The 23698-nt window shown below is 64.3% G+C and carries 23 protein-coding genes and 1 pseudogene; 18 read left to right on the forward strand and 6 right to left on the reverse strand.

Features of this window, described 5'->3' with window-relative positions; genetic code table 11:
- Window positions 1-368: 368 nt before the first annotated feature.
- Together BM002_RS01800 and BM002_RS01805 are read right to left on the reverse strand one after the other, a co-directional pair.
- Entirely contained in the window at window positions 369-1535 is a 1167-nt protein-coding gene (locus BM002_RS01800; RefSeq protein WP_092776712.1) for a cation:proton antiporter, read from the reverse strand.
- A gap of 46 nt (window positions 1536-1581) precedes the next feature.
- A complete protein-coding gene (locus tag BM002_RS01805) occupies window positions 1582-2760 on the reverse strand; it encodes a cytochrome c3 family protein (protein WP_245749096.1) in 1179 nt (392 codons plus the stop codon).
- 104 nt (window positions 2761-2864) lie between these two features.
- Here BM002_RS01805 and BM002_RS01810 point away from each other — a divergent pair, with 104 nt between their 5' ends.
- From BM002_RS01810 to BM002_RS01890, 18 genes and pseudogenes are all read left to right on the forward strand, one after another.
- Window positions 2865-4208 (forward strand): Na(+)-translocating NADH-quinone reductase subunit A, encoded by a 1344-nt coding sequence (locus tag BM002_RS01810; RefSeq protein ID WP_139212212.1) that lies wholly within the window; start codon window positions 2865-2867, stop codon window positions 4206-4208.
- On the forward strand, window positions 4205-4987 hold the full coding sequence (locus BM002_RS01815) for an RnfABCDGE type electron transport complex subunit D (protein ID WP_092776718.1): 783 nt from the start codon (window positions 4205-4207) through the stop codon (window positions 4985-4987). The genes BM002_RS01810 and BM002_RS01815 overlap by 4 nt, the downstream gene beginning before the upstream one ends.
- Window positions 4974-5768 carry a Na+-translocating NADH-quinone reductase subunit C gene (locus BM002_RS01820; protein WP_092776720.1) on the forward strand — a complete coding sequence of 265 codons (795 nt, stop codon included), beginning with the start codon at window positions 4974-4976 and terminating at the stop codon, window positions 5766-5768. Before BM002_RS01815 ends, BM002_RS01820 begins: the two co-directional genes overlap by 14 nt.
- Before the next feature lie 3 nt (window positions 5769-5771).
- Window positions 5772-6437, forward strand: coding sequence for an NADH:ubiquinone reductase (Na(+)-transporting) subunit D (locus BM002_RS01825; protein ID WP_092776722.1), 666 nt, complete (start codon window positions 5772-5774; stop codon window positions 6435-6437).
- Window positions 6434-7048: an NADH:ubiquinone reductase (Na(+)-transporting) subunit E gene (gene nqrE / locus BM002_RS01830; protein ID WP_092776724.1), complete on the forward strand. Its 615-nt coding sequence runs from the start codon at window positions 6434-6436 to the stop codon at window positions 7046-7048. The genes BM002_RS01825 and nqrE overlap by 4 nt, the downstream gene beginning before the upstream one ends.
- Entirely contained in the window at window positions 7045-8268 is a 1224-nt protein-coding gene (gene nqrF, locus BM002_RS01835) for an NADH:ubiquinone reductase (Na(+)-transporting) subunit F (protein ID WP_092776726.1), read from the forward strand. Before nqrE ends, nqrF begins: the two co-directional genes overlap by 4 nt.
- 2 nt (window positions 8269-8270) lie before the next feature.
- Window positions 8271-9248 carry an FAD:protein FMN transferase gene (locus BM002_RS01840; protein ID WP_175484774.1) on the forward strand — a complete coding sequence of 326 codons (978 nt, stop codon included), beginning with the start codon at window positions 8271-8273 and terminating at the stop codon, window positions 9246-9248.
- 13 nt (window positions 9249-9261) lie between these two features.
- Complete coding sequence (locus BM002_RS01845) at window positions 9262-9441, forward strand: hypothetical protein (protein WP_092776730.1); 180 nt, start codon at window positions 9262-9264, stop codon at window positions 9439-9441.
- Window positions 9438-9830 (forward strand): CBS domain-containing protein, encoded by a 393-nt coding sequence (locus BM002_RS01850; protein ID WP_092776732.1) that lies wholly within the window; start codon window positions 9438-9440, stop codon window positions 9828-9830. Before BM002_RS01845 ends, BM002_RS01850 begins: the two co-directional genes overlap by 4 nt.
- Before the next feature lie 707 nt (window positions 9831-10537).
- A complete protein-coding gene (locus BM002_RS01855) occupies window positions 10538-11338 on the forward strand; it encodes a CPBP family intramembrane glutamic endopeptidase (protein WP_245749097.1) in 801 nt (266 codons plus the stop codon).
- Window positions 11335-11610: pseudogene (locus BM002_RS19730) on the forward strand (serine hydrolase); the annotation flags it as partial. The gene BM002_RS01855 and the pseudogene BM002_RS19730, both read left to right, overlap by 4 nt.
- Window positions 11611-11770: 160 nt before the next feature.
- Entirely contained in the window at window positions 11771-12028 is a 258-nt protein-coding gene (locus tag BM002_RS19480; RefSeq protein WP_245749099.1) for a hypothetical protein, read from the forward strand.
- A 10-nt stretch (window positions 12029-12038) separates the two neighbouring features.
- The gene (locus BM002_RS01865) at window positions 12039-13001 is read left to right on the forward strand and encodes an alpha/beta fold hydrolase (protein WP_092776738.1); all 963 of its coding nucleotides are present in this window, start codon (window positions 12039-12041) and stop codon (window positions 12999-13001) included.
- A 21-nt stretch (window positions 13002-13022) separates the two neighbouring features.
- Window positions 13023-14033, forward strand: coding sequence for a medium chain dehydrogenase/reductase family protein (locus BM002_RS01870; RefSeq protein ID WP_092776740.1), 1011 nt, complete (start codon window positions 13023-13025; stop codon window positions 14031-14033).
- On the forward strand, window positions 14030-15466 hold the full coding sequence (locus tag BM002_RS01875) for an amidohydrolase family protein (protein WP_092776742.1): 1437 nt from the start codon (window positions 14030-14032) through the stop codon (window positions 15464-15466). Before BM002_RS01870 ends, BM002_RS01875 begins: the two co-directional genes overlap by 4 nt.
- A gap of 106 nt (window positions 15467-15572) precedes the next feature.
- Window positions 15573-16886: an alpha/beta fold hydrolase gene (locus tag BM002_RS01880; protein WP_175484776.1), complete on the forward strand. Its 1314-nt coding sequence runs from the start codon at window positions 15573-15575 to the stop codon at window positions 16884-16886.
- On the forward strand, window positions 16879-17463 hold the full coding sequence (locus BM002_RS01885; RefSeq protein ID WP_245749155.1) for a serine hydrolase domain-containing protein: 585 nt from the start codon (window positions 16879-16881) through the stop codon (window positions 17461-17463). The genes BM002_RS01880 and BM002_RS01885 overlap by 8 nt, the downstream gene beginning before the upstream one ends.
- 145 nt (window positions 17464-17608) lie before the next feature.
- Window positions 17609-17842 (forward strand): alpha/beta fold hydrolase, encoded by a 234-nt coding sequence (locus tag BM002_RS01890; protein WP_092776750.1) that lies wholly within the window; start codon window positions 17609-17611, stop codon window positions 17840-17842.
- Window positions 17843-17996: 154 nt separating this feature from the next.
- Here the strand turns inward: BM002_RS01890 and BM002_RS01895 are convergent, their stop codons facing one another.
- The 4 genes from BM002_RS01895 to BM002_RS01910 all read right to left on the reverse strand — a co-directional run bounded on the left by BM002_RS01895 (window position 17997) and on the right by BM002_RS01910 (window position 23585).
- Window positions 17997-18818, reverse strand: a complete 822-nt coding sequence (locus BM002_RS01895; RefSeq protein WP_139212214.1) for a M23 family metallopeptidase — start codon at window positions 18816-18818, stop codon at window positions 17997-17999.
- Between the two features lie 129 nt (window positions 18819-18947).
- Window positions 18948-19619, reverse strand: a complete 672-nt coding sequence (locus BM002_RS01900; protein WP_092776754.1) for a TetR/AcrR family transcriptional regulator — start codon at window positions 19617-19619, stop codon at window positions 18948-18950.
- 1 nt (window position 19620) lies between these two features.
- The gene (locus BM002_RS01905) at window positions 19621-21177 is read right to left on the reverse strand and encodes a trimethylamine methyltransferase family protein (protein ID WP_092776756.1); all 1557 of its coding nucleotides are present in this window, start codon (window positions 21175-21177) and stop codon (window positions 19621-19623) included.
- Entirely contained in the window at window positions 21174-23585 is a 2412-nt protein-coding gene (locus BM002_RS01910) for a GcvT family protein (RefSeq protein ID WP_092776758.1), read from the reverse strand. Before BM002_RS01910 ends, BM002_RS01905 begins: the two co-directional genes overlap by 4 nt.
- Window positions 23586-23698 lie beyond the last annotated feature (113 nt).

Consider the following 23698-nt stretch of genomic DNA (forward strand, 5'->3'; position numbering starts at 1 on the left):
CCAGCATTTGGGCGGACCCGCAGTTCACACGATACGCAAACGAGACGTGATCTGCTACCCGACCCCGTGCAAAGACAGGAGATTGGCGCTTTCTGGACGGGTTCGAGGCCAACACCAATCAAAAAAGCCAATCTGTCGGAGCGCATCAGTCAAGGAATGCTCACCGACCATGCGAGTCAAGGAGCGGATACTGCTGCGGCGCCAGCTATTGGGCTAGCGAGCCCTTTCCTGGCGCTTACCGTGCATGCAGCATTCGACGAGAGGGCGCGCGGCGAATGGGCGTACCCTGCGAGACTTGCCAATGCGTCCCAAGCTCACGGAGGATTGATCATTGGCCATGATCCATTCCTCGCGCCATGGCCTGACCATCACGACCCAGGCACCTCGCGCGCGGAACGGCGCAGGCACGAGAGCGTGATCGGTGGTCCAAGAAGCTCGAACACGACCGTCGTGGCGATCACAAGCGAAACGATCTGCGTACTCCAAACGGGGAATGTCTCTGCCGCGACAAGCGCCATTCCGACGGCAACCCCTGCCTGGGGCAACAGCGCGGGACCGTACAAATGGATCTCGGCCTTTGGGACTCGGCCAAATCGCGCGCCGATTTCGCCGCTTGCAAGGCGCGCAAGGACCCGTAGCACGATGAATGCCGCAGCGATCCACCCCATCGATACAAGCGCATCGAGGTCGAGCAAGGCCCCGGCCAGAAGGAAGAACAAGAGCATGAAGGGCAGTTCGATCCGTTCGATCTCGTTGAACGCATAGTCGTGATGACGCCCGAGATTGGCGATGATTGCACCTGCGGTCATCCCTGCGATGAGAAAGGACGATTCGAGCCAGAGCGCCAGCCCGGCGGTCAGGAAGACAATCCCCAGCGCTTCGATCTGGAGGGGCTCTCCCGGCTTAAGCCTCCCTGTCAGAATGGCGGCTGGCGCTCCGACGAGGATGCCCAACAAGACCGCCCCGCCGATCTCGCGCATCGCGCCGGAAACCGGGCCGATCCAATGCCCGGACTGGTGAAGGACGGCGAGGCAGACGCTGAACACCATCAACCCCCACAGATCGTCGATGGCCACGATGCCGCTGATGGTCTCGCTGAAGCCGTTCTTGATGCCGGATTGGTGGATCACATCGGCGATGGCCGCCGGTGCGGTCGATGTTGCAATCGCGCCGAGAAGCAAGGCAAGCCCGGGGTCGACGCCAACCGCCGAGAGGCCCACCCAGATAAAGACCGTGGTACCCGCGACGATGGCAATCGATATTGCGAAGATCGCGCGCCCGTGGCTTGAAAGGTTTTCCCGGGTGAGATCCGCCCCCAGCAGGAAGGCGACCATCGTAAGGGCGACCACCGAAATTGGTTCGAACCAGTCCGTCGCTGCCTCCGGCAGAAGGCCAAGACCCGATGGTCCGACCAAGACCCCAAGCACCAACAGGATCGTCACCCGAGGCAGGCGCGTGATGCGCCCCATGTGATCGGCTGCGAGGCCCCCGAGAAAGACCGAGCCGATCGCGATGAGGAGGACGGCTTGATCCATGCTGTCAGTCCCTGTCGTCCGGGGTGCGGAGTTGAGGCGCGCGGCCCTATCTCAAAAGGCCAAGATCATCCATGTCCAAACCCAGAGGCGCACTTAGGTCTTCGATCGCGTCATAGAGAAGCTCCAGCGAATAGAGCGGGTTATGGGCGTAGTTTCCGGGATCTGCTGTCACCAGCTTCCAGTTGAAGGCAGTACGAAGGCCCCGCGGTGTCCAAGAGGCATAGGCAACGGGCCGACCGTCAGCCATATCGATCGCCCCATCGCCATTGGCATCGGCAAAGAAATAGGGATAGCGCGTCGCATCGTAGATCGCGGGCGCTCCGACGACATCATCGGTGTAGTCCAGAAGCAACGACATCAGGAGGTCTGCATTGGCCTGAATGTCCGACCGGATCCCGACCGTCGTATCACCGCTGCCGTCATAGCTTTGACGGGCAATCCGAATGTCGCCGGGACTGTTGGCCTCGTGGCAGGTCAAGCAGGGCTCGAATTGAACTTCGAGTGTGTGCGGGTCATGGCAGGAGTTGCAACTGGCCACCGGGCGCGCGTGAAAGAACCTCCCCGAGTATGCGTTACCCTCGTAATGATACCCGGCCGCGCCATATCCGCCGAGCCATGTCGCCGCGGCGGTGGCGTAGTGTGGATTGATGAACCGCAATTCGCCGTTGGGTTCATCATCGGCCATTCCTTGCGTCGCGGCCAGGACAGTCGCACCCGCCGCCCTGCCCTGATGGCAGGTCAGGCACGAGGCTTCGACGCCGGTGACCGGATGAACGACACCACTCGGGAAGGTCACTTCGGAGATCTTGGCAAGGCCCGCGTTGTGGCAGGTTCCGCAATCGACGACGCCGCCCACGTCGATGGTCCCGTCAACCACGCCGGCCTGCGTGCCGTCGAGGCCGTAAAAATCCCGGAACCCTTCACCAGAATGGCAAGTGGCGCAGGCGGCATTGATCTCACCTTCATCGTCCCAGTGGCTGAAAGCCTCGGCTGCGGCATTCGCATGGGCCGAGCGGAACCAATCGAGGATGGCCTGGTCGTTTTCGATATCAATTTCGGCGGCATTGAATGGCCCCGATTGCGGCAATGCGAAGGGGATAGCCGTGTCGTCACCCTCCGCCTCGGTTATGCCAGGGGCCGTCTGCGCCCATGCGCCGATCCCAAGAGCCAAGAAACCGAGGCTCACATAAAGAACCACTGGTCGCATTGTCAGGAATGAGCCCAAAGACATGATCGGAATCCCTCTCCGGATCTGGTTCGATACCGGTTATTCTACCCGACCAATCCACCCCGGACCTTGATCTCGATCATATTGCCGGAAGGTTTCGCTTGCTAACCTTCGGCTCTGAGCCGCCGGGCTTGAAAGATCAGCATCTGGCGGGACCTGTCGTGATCGGAGGCCGAATGGCAATGCATCGTGCCGGTGCGGGGTTGACCCCGGAGTTCCCGTCTCCGATCGAGCGCTTGGACAGCATCGACATCATCACCGAAGAGGCAGCCGTGCAGATGCCGGGTGCGCAAACGACGCGTGTGACGCCGCTGGTGCAAGAGGGTGACCTGATCGCCAAGGGCGCCGCGGTGGCGTGCCTCAGGCATGCACCGGACATCTGTCTTGTTGCGCCGATCGCAGGCCGCGTGGCGCAGATCTCGGTGATACCGGGTCGTCGGCTTTCCGAAATCGTTCTGTTCCGCGAGGATCAGGGCGGCATCCAGCGTCATGGCACCGTAAGTTCGGAAAGCCCCGCAGCGCTTCGCAGGTTGATGCAGGCCGCCGGGGTCTGGCCGTGGATCCGCCGACGTCCGTTTGGGGGCATGCCCGCACCCAACGAGGCGCCAGCCGCAATTGTTGTCATGGCCGCGGATACCCGCCCCTATGCGCCGTCGCCGATGCAGGCGCTGGAAGGGCGCGAGGAGGCGTTCGCCCGCGGGCTGGCCGCACTGGGTCAGATATCACGAGGTCCGGTTTTCGTTTGCTGGCCTCGCGGCATGCCGGCCATGCAGCTGCCGACAACGATACCGGATGTTCGCTGGATCAGCTGCGGCAGCCGCCATCCCCAGGCGAGTCCCGGGATCCGCATTCACCGGGACATACCCGCAGGCCTCGACACACCGGTTTGGGACATGCACGCCGAGGACGTCGCGGCCCTCGGCGATCTGCTGGAGACCGGCGAGCTGCCGATGCAGCGGCGTATCAGGATATCCGGCGCGGGCCTGCGTGAGGGCCGAAGCCTGCGCACCCACCCGGGCGCTGACCTGCGTCAACTGACCCAGCACATCGTCGCCTCGGGTCCCCATATCCTGATGTCCGGCGGGCATCTCGATGGGCGGGCGGCGCGCTGGCTTGGTCAACGGCACCGGCAGGTTACCGTACTTCCGCGGACCGCACAGCAACAAAGGCGGCATTGGCTGATCCACGCGCTGACGAAGTCGGCGACGTTGCGACCGGTGATCCCCACAGCTGCATTGACCCAGTCGTTTGGCGCCGTGCTGCCGGCCCCGGCGCTTATCCGCGCCCTTGGCGCGGGCGACAGTGAGGCGGCAATGGCTTTGGGTGCTTTATCCCTCTTGGAAGACGATGTCGCCCTGGCGGACTACGTGCTTGGCGCGGGCGGTGAGATCATGCTCCAGCTCCGGTCCTTGCTCGATCATATCCAGGCGGAGTACGCCGGATGAAACAGGGCCTCTGGAACCGGGAAACTGTCGCGCTGATGACCTTTGCGGCGCTGTTGCCGCTTGGGACCTTCTGGCTGTGGTTCGAAGGGACCGACATGCTGGTGCGGCTGTTCATGACACTGTTGGTCATCGCGGTCTGGCAGCTGATCTTCATGCTGGCCCGCGCGCAATCGCCGTCCTTCTCCTGTCTGGTCACGGCGCTGGCCATTGCAATGCTTGCGCCCGAGGAACTTGGTGTGTTCGGGCTGACCTTCGGGATAAGCTTCGGTGTCGTCATGGGCGAACTCGTCTTCGGCGGCTGGGGCCGGAACGTGGTCAATCCCGCAACGGTGGCCCTCGCGTTCCTGGGCTTCGGGTTTCCGGCCGCGCCGTGGCCGGTGGCGGAGGTGCCCGTGGCATGGGCCGCGATCCCGGCGGCAATCCTTGGAACAACCTTGGGTGTCATGCCCGCAGCTCTCGTGATGACGACGGTCCTGTTGGGTGCCGTCGCGGCCTCGACCGGTATCCTGGCGGAGCCGATCGTCCAAGCGGCGGGGATCGTGCTTGTCTTGTTGGTGGCCGACCCCGTGACGAGCGCTGCAACCACGCTTGGCCGCTGCCTGCACGGGGCGCTTTACGTCGCGCTCGTGACATTGTTCGGGTTGGGATGGTCCGGGGCGGCGCCCTTCCAGATCGCCGTCGCCGCGGCGCTCCTGTCATCGCTGGCCGCCCCGTCATTCGACGAGCTTGCGATGAAGCTTTGGGTTCATCACCGCAGGAGACGACATGGCAGAACGTGACGTGAGTCCATGGCGCCGGTTTCTGGCACTCCCCAACGAGAGCCGGACAAAAACCATCCTTGTGGCGTTTCTGGTCTCGGCCATTTGCGGCGCATTCGTCAGTTTGGCAACGGTCTATTTGCGGCCGATCCAGACCGCCAACCGTGCCGCGGAGGAACAGGCGCGGATCGAAGCGCTCGTGCAGGGCATTCCCGGCATGGCCGGTATTCTGGCGCAATCGGGCGGCGTCCTGTCGACCGTGGTCATCGATCTTGCGTCTGGGCGGGTGGCTGATGGCATAGCCCCCGACGCTCTGGAGAACGCATTGGCCGACCCCGGGAACTGGACGCCGCTCGATCCTGCCGAGGATCTCGCAGGGCTCGGGCACCGGCCCGATTTTGTACAAGTGTTCCTTCTGCGCAGTGCCGACGAGGTGTCGCTTATCCTTTTGCCCCTCAGCGGGCAGGGCTACGGCGGACGGATCGACGCGATCCTGGCGCTCAGGGGGGATACCAACACCATCGCCGGTCTGACGATCACCCAGCACTCGGAAACCCCGGGGCTCGGTGGACGGATCGACGAGGCATCCTGGCAGGCAAGCTTTCCGGGAACCGAACTGCGCGACGCCGCCGGAGAGATGCGGTTTCGCGTGGCCGGTGGCCCTGCGTCCGGCGTGCATGAGGTCGACGGGATCACCGGCGCCACGCGGACAGGGCGCGGCGTGACCCAGATGGTCCGCTTCTGGCTCGGCCCGAACGGTTACGGCCCATTCCTGCAGGCGATCGAGCGGGGTGAGTTCTAGGCGATGGGACCCAAGACGGAATACTGGCGCGTTCTGACCGAGCCCCTTGTCCGGCAAAACCCGGTGACGCTCCAGATCCTGGGCATCTGTTCGGCGCTCGCCGTCACGACCACGCTTGCGACCGCTTTCACCATGGCGGCATCGCTGACCGTCGTGCTGACCCTTGCCGCGGGCCTTGTCAGTGTGATCCGGCACCATATCCCCGACACCATCCGGCTCATCGTGCAGATTGTGATCATCGCGTCGCTGGTCATCGTGATCGACCAGATCCTGCAAGCCTATTTCGCCGAGATCAGCCGCGCCCTGTCGGTCTATGTCGGACTGATCACGACGAACTGTCTCGTGCTAGGCCGGACCGAAGCCTATGCTCGGCATAACCGCCCCGTGGCCGCCATGGTCGACGCCTTGGGCAACGGTCTGGGCTATTCCCTCGTCCTGATCCTGATCGGCGGTATACGGGAACTGTTCGGCAGGGGAGAGCTCTTTGGCGCTCGGGTTCTGCCGCTGTCCGAGTCCGGTGGCTGGTTCACGCCCCTCAGCCTGATGTTGCTTGCCCCATCGGCTTTCTTCCTGCTCGGCCTGCTGGTCTGGGCCATCCGAAGCTGGCGGCCCGAACAGGTGGAAGCAAGAGAGCATGAGCCGCCCGCCCGGGCGAAGGTGGCGGAATGAACGCCCTGTGGTCACTCTTCCTCAACGCGGCCTTCGTCGACAACATGCCGTTGATCCTGTTTCTGGGACTTTGCACCTTTCTGGCGCTCTCCAAAGAGGTTGGCGCGGCTTTCGGACTTGGGGTCGCCATGATCGCAGTCCTTGGCGTGACCGTGCCCGTCAATCACCTGATCTACCAAACCTTCCTGGCACCCGGCGCATGGGCCTGGGCAGGTCTGCCGGAGCTTGATTTGTCCTATCTTGCCCTCATCGCGTTCATCGGGGTCATCGCGGCGGCTGTTCAGATACTCGAGATGATCCTCGACCGGTTCTTTCCTTCGATCCATGCCGCCTTTGGCGTTTTCCTGCCGCTGCTGACGGTCCAATGCGCCATCCTCGCGGGCAGCCTTTTCATGGTCGAGCGAAGCTACACATTGGCTGAATCCGCCGTATTCGGCCTGGGCAGTGGCGTTGGCTTCATGGTCGCCGTCGTCATGCTCGGCGCGATCCGCACCCGTCTGGCGTATGCCGACCTTCCCGCGGGGCTGCGCGGTCTTGGGGTGGCATTCATTCTGACTGGGATGATGTCGCTTGGCTTCGCCTCGTTCGCCCAGATGGTGGCCGCGCAATGACGGAGGTACTGCTCGCAATCGGCACGATCGTTGTCCTGATCGTGGGCATGTCAGGGGGCCTTGTCGGCCTTCGGCGGCTGCTCGTGCCCAATAATGCAATCGATGTGGACGTGAACGGGGTGCGGCATCTCACGGCGCAACGCGGAGACGCGCTTTTGTCGGTCTTGCACAAGGGGGGCATCTTCATTCCTGCCGCGTGCGGCGGATCGGGCACCTGCGGGCTGTGCCGCGTGACCGTCACCGGCGACGGCATCGGGACACCGCAGGCAACGGAGCAAGGCATCCTGTCCGCCCGTGAACGCCGCGCCCATGTCCGCCTTGCGTGCCAGGCTCGTGTGCGCGGCGACTGTGCTGTCACGGTCCCGGGCGACATCCTCAGCGTCGGTGGCGGTTTCCGGTGTACCGTGAGGTCTGCAAGGATGCTGGCCCCCCTCATCCGCGAGATCGTGGTCGATCTTCCGCCCGATCATGAGGAGGACTTCAGGGCCGGCGATTTCATGCAGGTCACTGTGCCGCCCTTTGAGCTGGATTTCCATGAGATCGAGGTCCCGGAAGAATTCGCGACATCGTGGGAGAGTGAAGGCTGGCGTTCCCTGCGGGCCGGATCAGGGATCGAGGTCACGCGGGCCTATTCGCTCGCCAACAGGCCAGAGGATGCGGGCCGCGCCGTGTTCAACATTCGTCTTGCCGTGCCCCCGCCGGGCCGAGAAGGCGACGTGCCCCCCGGCGTGGTGTCGTCGTGGCTGTTCGCGCTGAACCCCGGAGACGATATCATGTTGTCCGGCCCGTTCGGAGATTTCCATGTCCAGCAGACAGGTCGTGAAATGGTTTTCGTTGGAGGCGGTGTCGGGATGGCCCCGTTGCGCGCGATGATCCATGAGGAACTGGCGCGCGGCTCTGAGCGCCGCATTCGGTATTTCTATGGCGCGCGATCTCGGGCCAACCTGTTTTACGGGGACGAATTCAGCGCACTTGCGGAAACGCACAAACTGTTCAGCTGGCGACCGACACTTTCCGACCCCATGCCCGGAGATCGCTGGACGGGTGCGACAGGGTTCGTTCACGAAACCCTGAGGGCCGAACTGAGCAAGCATCCTGCGCCCGAGGACTGCGAATACTACCTGTGCGGACCGCCGATGATGATCTCTGCGGTTCTTGCCACGCTGGATCGCCTGGGTGTCGAGGCGTCAGCGATTTTCTATGACGATTTTGGAGCCTGATGATGACGCAAAACGCATATGGTTTGTCACGCCGCACGGCGATTGGCGCAATCGGGGCGGCCATGCTTGTCCCGCGTGCCGGTCGGGCCGCAGGTCTCCGAACCCTCTCGGGCAGCGCCTTTGGCACGACCTGGAGGCTCTCATTGCCGGAACACGTCGACCAGACGCCGATCGAAGGTGCCATCGATGCGCTTTTCCGTCGGGTCGACGAAGTCTTTTCCCCGTGGCGGACCGACAGCGTCCTTTCGCATTTCAATACGCAGTCCGCAGGCACGGCTTGCCGAAACGTCGAGCTTGCGGCGGTGACCCGAAGTGCGCTCGATATCGCAGGACAAAGCGACGGCGCCTTTGATCCAACCGTGGGGCCGCTTGTGGCACGCTGGGGGTTTGGCCCGATCCATCATGGCGGGGCGCCTGACTGGCGCGGTCTGTCCTCTGACACGGACGAGGTCCGCAAAAGCCATGATGACCTGACCCTCGATCTGTGCGGAATAGCCAAGGGCTGGGCACTTGATCGGGCCGCGGATCTTGTTGAAGCGCATGGCATCCGGGACTTTCTATTCGAACTCGGCGGGGAATTCGCCGCCCGCGGGCGTCACCCGGACGCGCGCCCATGGCGCATCGCAGTCGAGATCCCTCCCACGATTGCACAGTCACAACCCGTGCTCCGCCTCCCTTCTGGCGCGGCCGTCGCGACATCGGGAACCTGGACGCAGAGCTACCGACACGCGGACAATTTCTACAGCCACATCATCGACCCGGGAACGCGTATGCCGATCTCTGGCGCGCTTCGGTCCGTGACGGTTGTGTCCGAGACCGCAACGCTGGCGGATGGCTGGGCGACGGCTCTCTGTGCCGCCGGTGCTGAAGCCGGGCCAGACCTGGCGCAATCCATCGGACTTCCCGCGCTGTTCGAGATCGAGACCGAAACCGGCCTGAGAGGGGTCGAAACGGCGAGGATGGGGGAGTTCCTGCTATGAGGGAGGGCGCGTCATGCTGGAAATGCTGATGGCGATGATCATCTTCGCGCTTGCCGCAGGCGGCATTGGCCTTGGTCTCGCGATCGGGCGTGGCCCTGCAAGAACCAGTTGCGGCGCGACCGACCGGCTGGTTCACGCCCGCTGCGCGGATTGTCCCCTGCGTCGGCAGGCCTCGGAAAGAGATGCGCCATGACTGCCTATCTGGTGCGCGAGATCGTGCGCAGAAACATACCTGTCTTGTCGCCTGACACACCGATCCGACAAGCGGCGTTTGCCCTTGTCGATGCCAAGGCCGACGCTGCGCCCGTCGTCGATGATGATGGGGTTCTGGTCGGCATCCTGTCGCAACGGGACTGTTTTCGTCCCGCGCTCCACGCCAGTTATCACCGCCAGTGGACGGGGCGCGTTATGGACCAGATGTCGCGCGACGTGGTGTCGATCGAAGTCGAGGAAGAGATCATCCGCGCCGCCGAGATGTTCCTGATGCATCCGCACAGGGTCTTTCCAGTCCTGAATTCAAACCAGATAGAGGGGCTCCTCTATCGCTCGGAGGTGTTGCGGTTCCTGATACACTTCGGTTGAGGGACCAGCACCCGACCCGTGACACCCGTGCCCGGTGCCGCCGATGGGATGCAGTTCGGCGAAGAGCGCCCGGCGCCCTGAACGACGTCCATGAATGGCAAGACCTACTCCCCTTGACCAGAACAATGGTCGATTTGGCCCAGCCCCGTCATTCGCCCGCTGGGTACCGAAGGTTCGGTTTGGTCGGGTTGATATGCAGGTGACGGGGACATTCCGGTGAGAGACGACGCGCGCATGATGGCTCCGGAAGGATGATTTTGAACGACGGTCGTCGGCATAAGAGTGCAGAGGCGCCGCGGAATGACGACAACCTTGGCGCAACTCGATCTTCTGCCGCTCATGAACCCGGTAAACCGCTGACCTCCACGAGCAATCGTTCCGATCCTCCAAGGTAGGCACTTGTTCGATCACTCGGCAGGGCCCGCTGGTGAAGAGAGATGTGAACCGGGTCGAGGCGCATCGCGACAATCCGGAGAAGCCTGGATTGGGCCTGACGGGCGCAGATAAATCCATCGGGCCGACGCAATGGTCCCTCGGTCAACCTGCAAGCCCAGTCCTGCCCCTTCTGTTCTCAGCTCATTGCGTTCCAGTTGATCTTGATCAGTGCAAACGGGCGCAACGTCGGGAAAGCTCGGGCGAATTCCACCGAATGATTCCTCTCTGGAGGCTCCCCCATGTCTTCCATTGGAGATAGCCGGAGACCAATTTTGCCTTCCTACGCACTTCTTTTCTTCGCCTTGCTGACGTTCGGCGTCACCTGGAGCGTGATCGGAGGCTACATCTCCTATCCAGAGCAAGCCGCTGCGACCTTTGGTGAGATCAGCGGCAGGCATCCGCTTTACTTCCTTGCCACCTGGGCGCCCGGGATCGCGGGCATCTTGCTCGTGCTGGCCTTTGGCGGCTTGAGAGGGCTGCGCGCCTTCCTCTCCCGCCTTCTTCTATGGCGCTGCGCGCCGGTCTGGTGGGCCTTCATCCTGATCGGCATCCCGCTTGTCTTCATGGCCGGCTCGCTGATCAAGGGCGGGCCCCTGCTCGCGCCGGCCCCGCCCGAGGGAGTCGGCGCCATGGTCGCGCTTATGTTCATGATGCTGTTCCTTGGCCCGATGGAGGAATTCGGGTGGCGCGGCGTCGCGCAGCCGCTTTTGCAGCGCCATGTGGCACCGATCTGGGCCGGAGCGATCATCGGCGCGACCTGGGGCGTCTGGCATCTTCCCGCGTTCCATCTGGCGGGTGTCGTCTACGAGAACTGGTCCTTCCTTCCGTTCTTCATCGGCAATGTCACTCTGGCCATTCTGGTCACGCCCATCTTCAACAGCACAGGCGGGAGCCTTCTGCTGCCGATGCTGTTTCACTGGCAGTTGATCATCCCGTTCTGGCCAGATGCACAGCCTTGGGACACCCGCATCCTCGTTGTGGTCGCCATCGTGGTGGTCTGGCTGAACCGCAAGACAATGTTCAGCCGCGAAGGGGCTGCGACTGAAGTGATCCCGTCCGGGGCGCGGCCATGAGGGGTTGCATCGCCGGGTCGGCAGTCGTGGCGGCGGTGCTCACAAGCACCGCGTCAACGGCCGAGACGCAACAGGCGCGCATCAAGACGTTGCTCGACAGTTTCCATGATGAGTACGGGTTTCCGGGTGTGACCGCTGCATTCGCTCTGCCGGACGGAACCCTGCCGGTCAAGGGAACTGGTCTGGCCGACGCAGAAGCCGAAACGCCGATGACCCCTGACAGCCGCAAGATGGCTGCCAGCATTGGCAAATCCTTCGTCGCCGCGACAGTCCTGGCAGTTGAGACCGACGGCGTCCTGAACCGCTCGGATCTTGTGTCCGCCCATCTCGGTGATCGCGGTTGGTTCGCCCTCCTGCCGAACCAGCCTCAGGTCCGCGATGTGGCGCCCCGCGCCCGATCTCATCATCTCCGCCTACCGGGGAGACGCCCCGATGACCAACAGGATCCATGTCGCCTGTGCAACGCGCGCCGGGTCCACCGCCGTGGCCGAGTGGGCGAAACACACCGCAAGCGCGCGCGACCTGATCATCCCGACCGACGAGGTCTTTTTCGAAGGCATGATCGACCCCGCGCGCCTGTCCTTTTTCGACCGCCTCGCCGTGCGCCTTGTGAAATCGCCGGTCGGCGACAGGCGCAATCGGGACCGGATCGCCGCCTGGGCCGACACCCTTGCGCCCCGATTGACCTGAGGAGACTTGCTTGACCACCCGACGTGCCATTCTTCTCGGTCTGGGTGGGCTCGCCCTTGCGGGCGGAGGCTATGTCGCGGGCGCGTTCCGTGAGGCGCGCATTCAGGCTGACAGCAGGTTGTTTCGGCAAGGCACCCTGATCGACACGCGCGCACGCACCCTTGAATACGCCATCGCCGGAGACGGCCCGCCCCTGATGATGATCCACGGCACCGGCGGCGGGTTCGACCAGGGTCTTCTCTTTGCCGCAGGGCTCAGGCAGCGCGGAGTTCAGGTCATAGCGCCGTCGCGTTTCGGGTATCTCGGCACCGCCTTTCCCGACGATGCCTCTCCGGCGCACCAGGCTGACACGCTGGTCGAGTTGCTGGACCATCTCGGCATCGAGCGATTGCCGGTCGCGGGCGGCTCTGCCGGGGCGCTGAGTGCCGCCGAATTTGCGCTGAGACATCCGGACCGATGCTCCCACCTTGTTCTGATCGTCCCGGCCGCGAACCTGACGAACAGCGATCCGGTTGAGTTCACGGCGCTGCAGCGCCGAGCCGTCGGTGCGGTGCTGGGATCGGATTTCTGGTTCTGGTCCCTGACGCGCCTGGCGCCGGGGCAGATGATCCGCACCCTGCTCGCCACCGATCCGGCCCTTCTGGACCAAGTGTCGGAGGCCGAACGCAGCCGGGCCGTGGCGATACTCGACCAGATATTCCCCATCAGCCGCAAGGTCGACGGGCTGCGCACCGACGGCTTCTGGGCCGGAACGCCCTCGCCCACGGCATACGAGCGGATCGAGACGCCGACCCTGATCCTGTCTTGCGAGGATGACCTTTTCGGCACGGCCAAAACCGCGAGATTGCTGGCCAACCGCATCCCCGATGCCCGGCTGACGATCTACCCCGACGGCGGTCATATCTGGCTGGGCCATGACGATGCCCTGTCGCGCGAGATCACAGAGTTCATTCGTCAGGCGGACAGCGCCTGACCAAGATGGAGGAGACGCCCGATGCCCTGGACCCGTGTCAGACTGAACGCCTTCGGCGGCCCCGAGGAACTGGAGCTTGAGACCGTCCCCGACCTGCCGGAACCGGGACCGGGGGAGGCGCGGGTGCGCGTGCTGGTGACCAGCGCCGCCTTCACCGACGTGATGATCCGCAAGGGGCTCTACCCTGACGTTAAGAACAAGCCGCCCTTCACGCTTGGCTACGACATGGTGGGGATCATCGATGCCGCAGGCCCCGATGCGATGCGCTTCAAACCCGGCGACCGTGTCGCGGACCTGACCACCATCGGTGCCTATGGCGAATACATCTGCCTGCCCGAAGACCGCCTGACGCCGGTGCCCGAGGGTGTTTCGGACGCCGATGCGCTTGGCATGATCTTGTCGGCAGTGACGCCCTGGCAGATGCTCACCCGCGTCGCCAAGATGCGAAAGGGCCAGAGCCTGCTGATCCACGGCGCGGGCGGGGCGGTCGGCACGGGGATGCTTCAACTGGCACGGGACGCCGACATCACGGCCTTCGGCACCGATGTGGTCGCCAAACACGACCTGATCCGCAGCCTCGGCGCCACGCCGCTGGACGCCGACGCGCCCGAGGCAACCCTGTTGACGGCGACGGGGGGCGGGGTCGATGCTGTGTTCGACCCGCTGGGCGGCGAGAGCCTGCCGCGCTCACTGCACGCGCTCAAGCCCGGCGGGATGCTGGTCGCCTTCGGGTTCCAGAACGAAGTTCTGGGCCGGGCCGGGTCGATCCCGGTGGATTTCATCAAGCTGAAGCTCTGGGACTGGCTGCCGAACGGGCACGCCACGGCGTTCTATTCCATCGGCGCGATGCGACGGAAACATCCCGGGTGGTTCCGCGAGGATCAGACGCGGCTGTTTGGCATGCTTGCAGAAGGCCGCATCGACCCGGTCGTCGCCGAGATCGTTCCCCTGAGCGACGTGCGGCGGGCGCACGCACGGGTCGAGGCGGGCGAGATCGCAGGGAAACTGATCTTCAGGGTGACGGAGCGATGAAACGCTTTTCCAACACCGCTTTGGCGGTCGCGCTGACGGTCGGGCTGGCCGCACAGACGCAGGCACAAGTGCAATCCGAAACGCTGCTGACCGACGTCACCATAGTCGACGTAGCAGAGGGTACGCTCGCGGCAGGGCAATCCGTCCTGATCCGCGACGGTCTTATCACCGGGGTCGGCACTGATGTCGGTGCTGGTCGTGCCGCGATGCGCGTCGATGGGAACGGCGGCTATCTTATCCCCGGTTTGTGGGACAGCCATGTGCACATCTTCTCCTCCGCGACCGAACCGGATACCGCCCTGCCCCTCTACCTGATCCACGGGGTCACCGGCATTCGCGACATGGGCGCGCTTTGGCCAATCGCCGAACAACAGGCACTGCAAACCCGGATCGAGGCAGGAGACGTCCTTGGCCCGCGGTTGATCCTTGCGGGTGCCTGGGTCGATGCATCGCCGGGGTCCTGGCCCGGCATGTTTCTCGCCGATACGCCCGAACAGGCGCGGGCTGTCGTGGCGCAGATCGCGGCGGAAGGCTGGGCGGCGGTGAAGGCCTATTCGATGCTCGACGAGGCAACCTACCTCGCCTTGGCCGAGGCGGCTCATGATGCCGGTCTGTCCTTTGTGGGGCACATTCCCGAACGCGTGGCCCTTGGCACGGCGATCGACGCGGGTCAGGACGGGATGGAGCATTTCGGTCGAGTCGCGATGGCCTGTTCGACCGACGAGACCCGGATGCTCACCGATTTGCGCGACGCGATGGCCGGGGGTGCGGACCTGCGGCGTGTCTTCGAGATCATGGCCTCGCGCAACCGGATCATCCTGGAGACCTGGGACAATGCGCTTTGCAACACGGTTCTCGCGCGGATGGCTGGTGCGGGCATGCAGGTCAGCCCGACGCTGGTCGTGGCCGATTTCTACACCGGCAACTGGCCCGCCCCCGAGGCACCGCGGATGCAGATGATCCCCGAGGTTGTACGGGAGGCTTGGGGGCGACCGGATTTCCGACTGGAGGCGATGACCGACGAGGTCCGCGCGCTGGCGACGGACAGCATCGCGCTCGACCGTCGCACCTTCCTCATGGCGCATCGGGCGGGCGTGCCGATCCTCGCCTCCACCGATGCCTCCTTCGCCAACCCCTATCTGTTCCACGGCTTTCCCCTGCTTGATGAACTGGATCTTTATGTCGAGATCGGTCTGACCCCGCGTGAGGCGCTCTACACCGCCACCGTCGCGCCGCCGCGGTTCTTCGACCTCGCGGACCAGGACGGCACCATCGCGCCGGGCCGCCGCGCCGATCTGGTCTTGCTCGACGCAAATCCGCTCGACGGTCTTGCCACGCTGCGCCACCCGCGGGCGGTGATCGCCGGTGGGCGTGTGTTGAACCGCGCGGCGCTGGACAGGCTCGAGGCAACCCTTCTCGAACACGGCGAATAGGCATGGCTCTTGGCAGGATCGGACCAGCGACATGGACCCGGAAATCCCCTCTTCGCGCCCACGCCAAAGCCTGCGTCGCATCATGGTGACGGCGGGCATTGTCCTGTTGGTCATCCTGATCGGAGGCTTGATCTGGCTCGTCGCCATCAGCGCCGGCCGCTCCGCCCCGTTGCGTGACGAGGCGGGCCAGATCATCCCCGGCAGTCTCTCGGACCGCGTGACCGTCGATATCGGGGGCATCCCGCAAACCATGATCATCCAGAGCGTCGATCCCGCCAACCCGGTCTTGCTTTTCCTGCATGGCGGCCCCGGCATGACGGAGTTCTTCATGGAACTGGAGTATCCCACCGGGCTGGAGCAGCATTTCACCATGGTCTGGTGGGAACAACGCGGGGCCGGCATGTCGTTCTCGGCCGACATCCCGCCCGAGACCATGACCATGGAAAGGATGATCGCAGACACGGTTGAGGTGGCGGATTACTTGCGGACACGCTTCGGCCAGGACCGTATCGTGCTGCTCGGTCATTCCTGGGGCAGCTATTTGGGCGTTCAGGTGGCGGCCGCTGCACCAGACCGGTTCCTTGCCTATGTCGGGATGGCACAGATCGCGCTCCAGCTTCGATCCGAGGTGATGGCGCACGATGCCCTGCTGGACACGTACCGGGCGCGCGGCGATACCGCCATGGTCCGCAGGCTGGAGGCCTCCCCGGTCAGCATGGAGGCAGGCACGTCGCCAGAGTGGATGCAGCTGCGCGATACGGCCATGCACCGTGCAGGTGCCGGCCATACCCACGACATGACTTCGGTCATTACCGGAATCTTCCTGCCCATGTGGCGGGTGCGGGCCTATACACTCATGGACAAGATCAACGTCCGGCGCGGCAAGATCTGGTCGCGCCCGTTCTTCTGGGACCGGCTGCTACGCGATAACCTCAGCGCGCGCCGATGCAAGGTGAAGGCGGAGACTGATGGCAACCGAACGCTGGATGATCACGCTGTCACCCTGAGCCGCCGCACGTCTGCGTGCAATGATGGCGATCCAGTCGGTCATGCCGTGGCGCGCGGTCGGTGCCGGCACCGGGTCGAGTGGGCGGCACAAACAGGGGCAATGAGATGGGCCATCGCGATCGCGGCAGCGCTTCTGGCAATGGGGCAGGCCGTCGCCAACGCGCAGGCCGGGCCCGATGCCGTTGGCCCATCCTTGCGCGAAATCGCGACGGCCCGGATGGCGCGTGACGGCGTGGCAGGGACCGTGATCGTTCTGCTGCAACACGGGCGGCTCCTCAGGACAGTTGCCTTCGGCACGGCCGACCCCGCCACGGGTCGGGTGATGGGCGAAAATATTCCGTTCCCTGTCGAGCCCCTTTCGAAACCAGTCACCGCCTGGGCCGCGATTCATCGCCCGGCAACTCCTGTCTGAGGCGGCGGGCCTCGGCTTCGGCGATTTCACCGAGCGCTACGCGCCAGGCGACGCACGTCCCGGCCTGTCCGATCATCTGGACCGCGATTTCCGGAAGGTCGCCTCGCCGGGCGCGCGGTACGTCTATTCCAAAACCGGCTACAACCTTCTCGAACTGGTGATCGAGGATTGCGCCGGCGTGGGATATGCCGCCTTCGTCGAACGGGAGATTTTCACGCCACTGCGCATAAAATTAGCAACCTATGACTGGCCCGGCCCTGCCATGACCGTTGGCCACGACCTGCGGGGGTGGCCCGTGGCAACTTACGTCTCCCCCTGGCGCGGTTCCGAAGGATTGTTCGCGACGGCAAGCGACATCGCCCGCCTTGCCGCCGCCAGCATGACGGGCGCGGATCAAGCTGTGCTGTCAGAGGCCGGGGCGAGACTCTTGCGCCGCCCCGTCGTGACGGTCGACGGTCTGTTCGGGGTCACGGCTGAGGGCTACGGCCTCGGCCATTCCTGGGGCAAGATACTGGGCGCGCGGCTCGTGGCGTGCTCGCCCGGGGACTACGCGCGCTACGTCGGTGTAGGCCAATAGGTCGACAAGATGCGCGGCGTGGCGATGACGCTGGACTGGCTGCGGCAGGTCGCGCCGGAATACCGGCTGCCCGAGTACCTGCGCCGACTGAACGGAGCGAACCGGGGCAGCGGGCCGATGTGGCGGAGTACTCGCGCGCGATCTGATGGCCGAGGTGCCGAGGATGCCGGTTCCGGTGCTGCTGATCTCGGGCGCGTGCGCCATGACCACGCCGGTCGCTCTCGTGCGGGACTGGATCCCGCAGGTCGAGGCGCTGCGTGGCAAACAGATGGTCGTTTTCGACGCTTCCGGCCATGCCCCGTTCGTGTCCAAGACCGAGCATTTCGTCAAGACGGCCCGCGGCTTCGGGGTGGAGGTCGTGGGGGCAGGTGGAGAATGATCGCGCGTCATCCCCCGCGCCCAGCGTCCCCTGCCAATCGATCCCCCCGCACCAGAAACCGCCCGTCGATCCGCAGCGCGCGTGGTTCGCCCGAGATTGGCGGGGCACCTTCCGGCGCCGGGCGTTGCGCGTGGATGTGCAAAGGCTGCTCGGGTCAGGCGCCGGAATTGCCGACCTCGCCCAGCCGATCCCACACCGCCACCGTGTCACCCGGCGTGACGGCGACGCTGTCCTGCCGCATATGCGCCAGCACGATCTCTGTATTGCCCCAGCGCAGGATGACGTGGTTGCCGAGACGGTTCTCGCTGTCCTTGGAGGGCACGTCGAAATCCGGCATAGCCCCCACGGCCGCCACGATGCTACCGGCACAGGGCGCGCGCAATTCTGCGCCGAAAATGGCATAGACCGCCGGATCGGCAGGCCGCCATCCCCGCGCGCGCAGCCCCAATGTACCCAGCCCGAAGAAGTCGGCGGCATGGGACTGTCCGGGCCACGGCCGGAACCGGTCCACCGTTTGATCGAGGGTCCGCAGATGGCTGTTCACCAGCGTGTTCGGGTCGCCATGACCGACAAGGTACCGGCCAGGACCAAATTGGTTGGCGATATCCAGGATCTCGAGGGGCGGCAGCCTCTGGCCTGCCAGCGCCTTTGCGCCACAATGGCCACCGAGAGCGAGCAACACGATCGCCAAGGCATTTCCCGCCCATGCCAAGGACGTCTGCGCATAGAGCGGCAGGTCAGACAGGCTGTGCCGCAAGAGCCTTGCGAGACGCGCCGCGAACCACAGCGCGCCGTAGACCAAAGGCAACCACCAGACGGGCAAGGCCCATTGCGCAACGCGCGCCAGTCCAAAGAGAAGCGCGCCCGTCCCTGCCGCCTGCGCCACGAAACCGGCAAGGCTTTTTGCAGGCAGAATGGCGAGCCAGCCATTCAGTGCCAGAGGCAAGGCGACTTGTGTCACCAGGATCAGCGCCATCATGCCGGGAATTCCTTATTCGGATCCCGGGGCAATCACATGAGATCGGCCCTCCAAAGGCCGGCCCCCAGCGCAGCAAGACTGCGGAGAACGCCGCGAGGGCAAAGGCGAAGCCGGAATTGCGGCCACTCATCGATCGCCCAGATCCTTCACGAAACTTCGCAACGCGGCGACCGCACGGGGGTCCGGCTCTTTCCCCGTGAACCCGCGCAAGTACCCTTCGATCCTCTCCAACCGGCTGTCCATCGGCTCGCGCAGCTCCAGGGCGTGATAGCCAAGCTGCATGAAATAGAGGATGCGCGCGCGGGTATCGGCATCGGAGGGCGGGTAACCGAAGCGCTGAAACATCTCGGTGACAGCGGCAAGCCGCGTCTGATCTGCGGCATCAATGCGCTGGCGCACCCGCCCGTCACGACGCGACCATTCCCGGACCGCGAAATCCAGCCCCTGATCGAACAGGTCGGGGTCGAGGAAACACCGAAAGAAGTTGCACACAGCCGCGCCGATCGACGGGGCGGGCAAGGCGCAGGCGTCGATGATCGTCTGGGTGTTGCGATCTTCCCAACCGTCGAGCAACGCCTCCAAAAGGTGCTTCCGGCTCTTGAAATACCAGTAGAAGCTGGAACGCGACACCTCCAGCCGCTGGCCAAGCGCCAACACTTTCACATCGGCCACGCCATCGCTGACCAAGACATCGCGGGCCACGTTCAGCCAATCGTCGCGCGTGACCTTCACATGGCCGACAAGCGGGTCCTTGCTTGGATCATCGCGGTGCAGAAGCGGTGTCGCGCGGTCTGCCATGTCAGCTTTCGGGCGGCGCACCGCCCTCCCCTGTGCGCTTGTCGATAAAGGCCTGCAGCGCCTCGCGCCGCGCGGGGTCGGTGACGGGGCGCTTGTCGGCAGCAAGTATGTCCTGCCAGACCTTCGTGGCCCGGGTCGAGGCGTCCTTGGCGCCGCGCTCCGTCCAGGTCCCGAAATTCGCGTAGTCATGGACCACAGGCTCATAGAATTCGGTGGTGTAGCGCGCCAGCGTTTGGGTCGTGGCGAAGAAATGACCGCTGGGCGCGACCTCGGCGATAGCGGTCTCGAAGCCGATCTCGTCGGAGCCCGCCTTGTTGCCCGCGCAGAGTTCGGCCACCATGTTGAGCACTTCGACATCGGCGATGAGTTTTTCGTAGGAGAAGGTGAGCCCCCCCTCCAGCCAGCCCGCCGAGTGGATGATCACGGAAGCGCCTGCCAGAAGACACCCCCAGAGCCCCATCTGATTTTCGTTGGCCGCCTGCGCATCGTTGACGTTCGAGGCGGAACCTGCTGCCGACCGCCAGGGAAGCCCCAGAAACCGCGCCATCTGGCCAGCAGCAAGGCTTGCCTGAAAATGCGTCGGCGTGCCAAGCGCCGGTGCGCCCGATTTCATGTCCACATTGGAGGTGAACGTGCCGTAGCAGACCGGCGCGCCCGGGCGCACCAGCTGGTGCAGCGCGATGGACGCCAGAACTTCCGCGTGGCTGAGCGTGATCGCGCCCGCCACCGTGATGGGGGCCATCGCACCCATCAGTGTGAAGGGCGTGATGATCGGCATCTGCCCATGCCGCGCGAAGTCGATGACGCCCTGGGCCATCGGGATGTCGAGGGTGCGGGGCGAGTTTGTGTTGATGATCGTGTAGCAATGCGGGTTGGCCGCGAATTCAGCGTCCGACAGGCCGCGAAAGTCCCGGACCATCTCGAAATTGTCCATCGTCTGCGGCGTGCCGCGCGCGTAGAGGAATGGAAACTTGTCGGTGAGCTCCAGCTGCGCCTGTGTGGTGAAATAGTGCCGGACATTGGTGGCGATGTCCTGAGGTTCGGTCAGCGCCGAGATCATCTGGAACACGTCAAAATGATGCGTCAACTGCACCAGATCGCGGAAATCGCGCCCCGAACCGGGCCGCCGCCCGCGCTCACGGTCCGTGACATGGGGCGCGCTCCCCCCAGGCTGGAACGTCAGGCAGCCCAGTTCCAGAAGAACGTCGCGGTGCCGCGCGCCGGCCATGCAGGCGATGGACTTCGGCGCCGACGCCAGTCCCGCCTCAACGATATCCCGCCCGATATAAACCATCTGCGTCGTCTCATCGACGCGGGCGCCGCCCTGTGCGTAGATCTTGCGCGCCTCGGGCAAAAGGACCTTGATGCCCAGCTCCTCGAGGATGCGCAGGGCGGTATCGTGCATCGCGGCGATCTCGTCGTCCGAGAACACGTTCATGTGGGGAAACGGGCTGCGCAACTGACGGTAATTGGGCGTTCGTTTCGACGCAGGGATCGAACCATCGCCCCGGCCCCGCCGCCGTTTCGGCTCGGGGATTGTCGTTTCCGGCAGGCTCATGGTCGTCCTCGCATCGCTAGACCTTCGGGATCGTAGGGCGAGGGCGCGATCACCCGCGCCGCACATTCGGCGCCCACGACATGCACGCTCAATTCAGTGCCGACCGCCGTTGCCGCACGGTCCAGCATCGCCATCGCCAGCGACTTTCCGACCGTGTGGCCATACCCGCCCGACGTCACGAAGCCGACCAGCGCGCCATCCTGCCATACCGGCTCGAACCCGCTGGCATCGGCATCGGTCGCGTCCACCTCAAGCGTGACGACGATCCGATCCGGCCCGTTGCTGTCGCGTTCCGCCAGCGCCGCCGCCTTGCCGGTGAAGTCCTTGCCCCAGTCGATCCAGCGGTCCATGCCGGTCTCAGCGGCGGTGTAGCCTTGGGTGAATTCGGCGTTCCAGATGCCGAAGCTCTTTTCCAGCCGCAGGCTCAGCAGCGCGTTGAACCCGATTTCGCGGATGCCCAAATCGGCGCCCGCCGCCAGCAGCGTTTCCCGCAAGGTGATATGTTCGGCCGCCGAGCAATGGACCTCGTAGCCAAGTTCGCCCGCGACCGAGAGCCGCCCGACCCTGGCGCGGATCATGCCGATATCGAAGGTGCCGCAGCCCATGAAGGGCAGATCGGCGATCGGGCCGTCGGTGAGTTTCTCCAGCACCTTGCAACTGTTCGGCCCCGAGAGGGAAAAGCCCACCGTCGCATCCCCGATGTCGCGCAGGGTTGCATCTTCGCCCATCTGACCTTGGAACCAGCGCATGTGCCATTCGCGCAGGTAATAGCTGCCCATGATCCACCAGGTGCCGTCGCCCCAGTTGAATACGGTCAGATCTCCCTTGAGCTTGCCCTCGGGCGACAGCATCGGCGCCAGCTTGGCGCGGCCCGGTTTGGGAAGGCGCGATGCCATGATGCGGTCCAGCCAGACTTCGGCCCCCGCACCGCTGACCTCGAAGCGCGAGAAGCCGGAGATGTCGAGAAGTCCCACGGCTTCGCGGACGGCCTTGCATTCGACGGCCACGATCTCGTGCGCATTGGAGCGTTTGAGCGTCGGCGTTTCCTTGAAATCCGACGATGGCGCAAAATAGAGCGGCACCTCCAATCCCCAGCTTGCGCCCCATTGGCACCCGGCGGCGCTCATGTCGGAATAGGCCCCCGACTTTTTGAGCGGCCGACCGGCAGAAAGCTGTTCGTTGGGATAGGTCATCACGAACCGGCGGGTATAGAACTGGCCGGTGGTTTCCTTGATGAACCGCTTGTTCTGCGCATAGTCGCCGAACCGCGCCACGTCCATGCCGAAGACATCGGCCTCCGGCTCGCCATGGATCATCCATTCCGCAAGCGATTTGCCCACGCCTCCGCCCTGCAGGAAGCCCGCCATGACGCCGCAGGCGCACCAGTATCCCGGCTTGCCCCGCACCGGACCCACCAGCGGGTTGCCATCGGGCGCGAAGGTGAAGGCCCCGTTCACCCAGGTCTTGATCCCGACGTTCTGCAATGCCGGATAGCGTTCATACCCAAGGATCAACTCGCGTTCGATCCGATCGGTATCCTCTTGTTGCAACTCAAACCCGTATTCCCAGGGCGCGCCATCCATCATCCAATGGTCGTGGTCGGTCTCGTATATCCCCATCAACAGACCCTTCTGGTCCTGCCGCGTATAGGTGAACCCTTCCAGATCGACCGTCAGCGGCACCTCGAAATCGAGCGTCTCCAGTTCGGGGACGGTATCGGAAATCAGGTAATGGTGGTTGAGCGGCGAGACCGGCAATTCGATGCCCGCCATGCGGCCGACCTGCTTGGCCCAAAGACCGGCGGCATTGACCACATGTCCGGTATGGATCGTGCCCTGTTCGGTGACGACGTCCCAGCCATCCTTCGTCTGGATCAACTCCAGCACCCGATTGTTCTCGATCACCTCGGCGCCGTACTTTTTCGCGGCCCCGGCATAGGCATGGACGGTGCCGGTGGTGTCCACGTAGCCTTCACGGTCGGCCCACATGCCGCCCAGGATGCCATGCGTGGAAATCAGCGGGTTCAATTCGCCCGCCTCCCTGGCGGTGATCAGACGCACATCGTCGATCCCGATCGACTGAAAGGTGCGATAGGCCGACTGCAGCCATTCCCAGCGGTCCGGCGTGCCGGCCAATGTCATGCCGCCGGTCATGTGCATGCCGACGGACTGACCGGATTCCTTCTCGATCTCTGACAGAAGGTCGATGGTATAGGCCTGGAGCGAGGCGATGTTGGGATCGGCGTTCAGCGCATGAAAACCGCCCGCCGCGTGCCAGCTCGACCCGGCGGTCAGGATCTTCCGCTCGATCAGACAGACATCCTTCCAACCGAACTTGGCAAGATGATACAGCACCGAAGCGCCGACAACGCCGCCGCCTATGATGACCGCGCGATAATGGCTTTTCACTTGGTGCCTCTTTCACGAATAAGAACGTTTGATGGACGCTATCGCCGCGCAACGGTCCCGTCTAGACATCTCTGTCCGGACTCCGATCAACGCCGATCCGTGGCACTCAACGG

The sequence above is a fragment of the Jannaschia pohangensis genome (genome assembly GCF_900113875.1).
In the GTDB taxonomy this organism is placed as follows: domain Bacteria; phylum Pseudomonadota; class Alphaproteobacteria; order Rhodobacterales; family Rhodobacteraceae; genus Jannaschia; species Jannaschia pohangensis.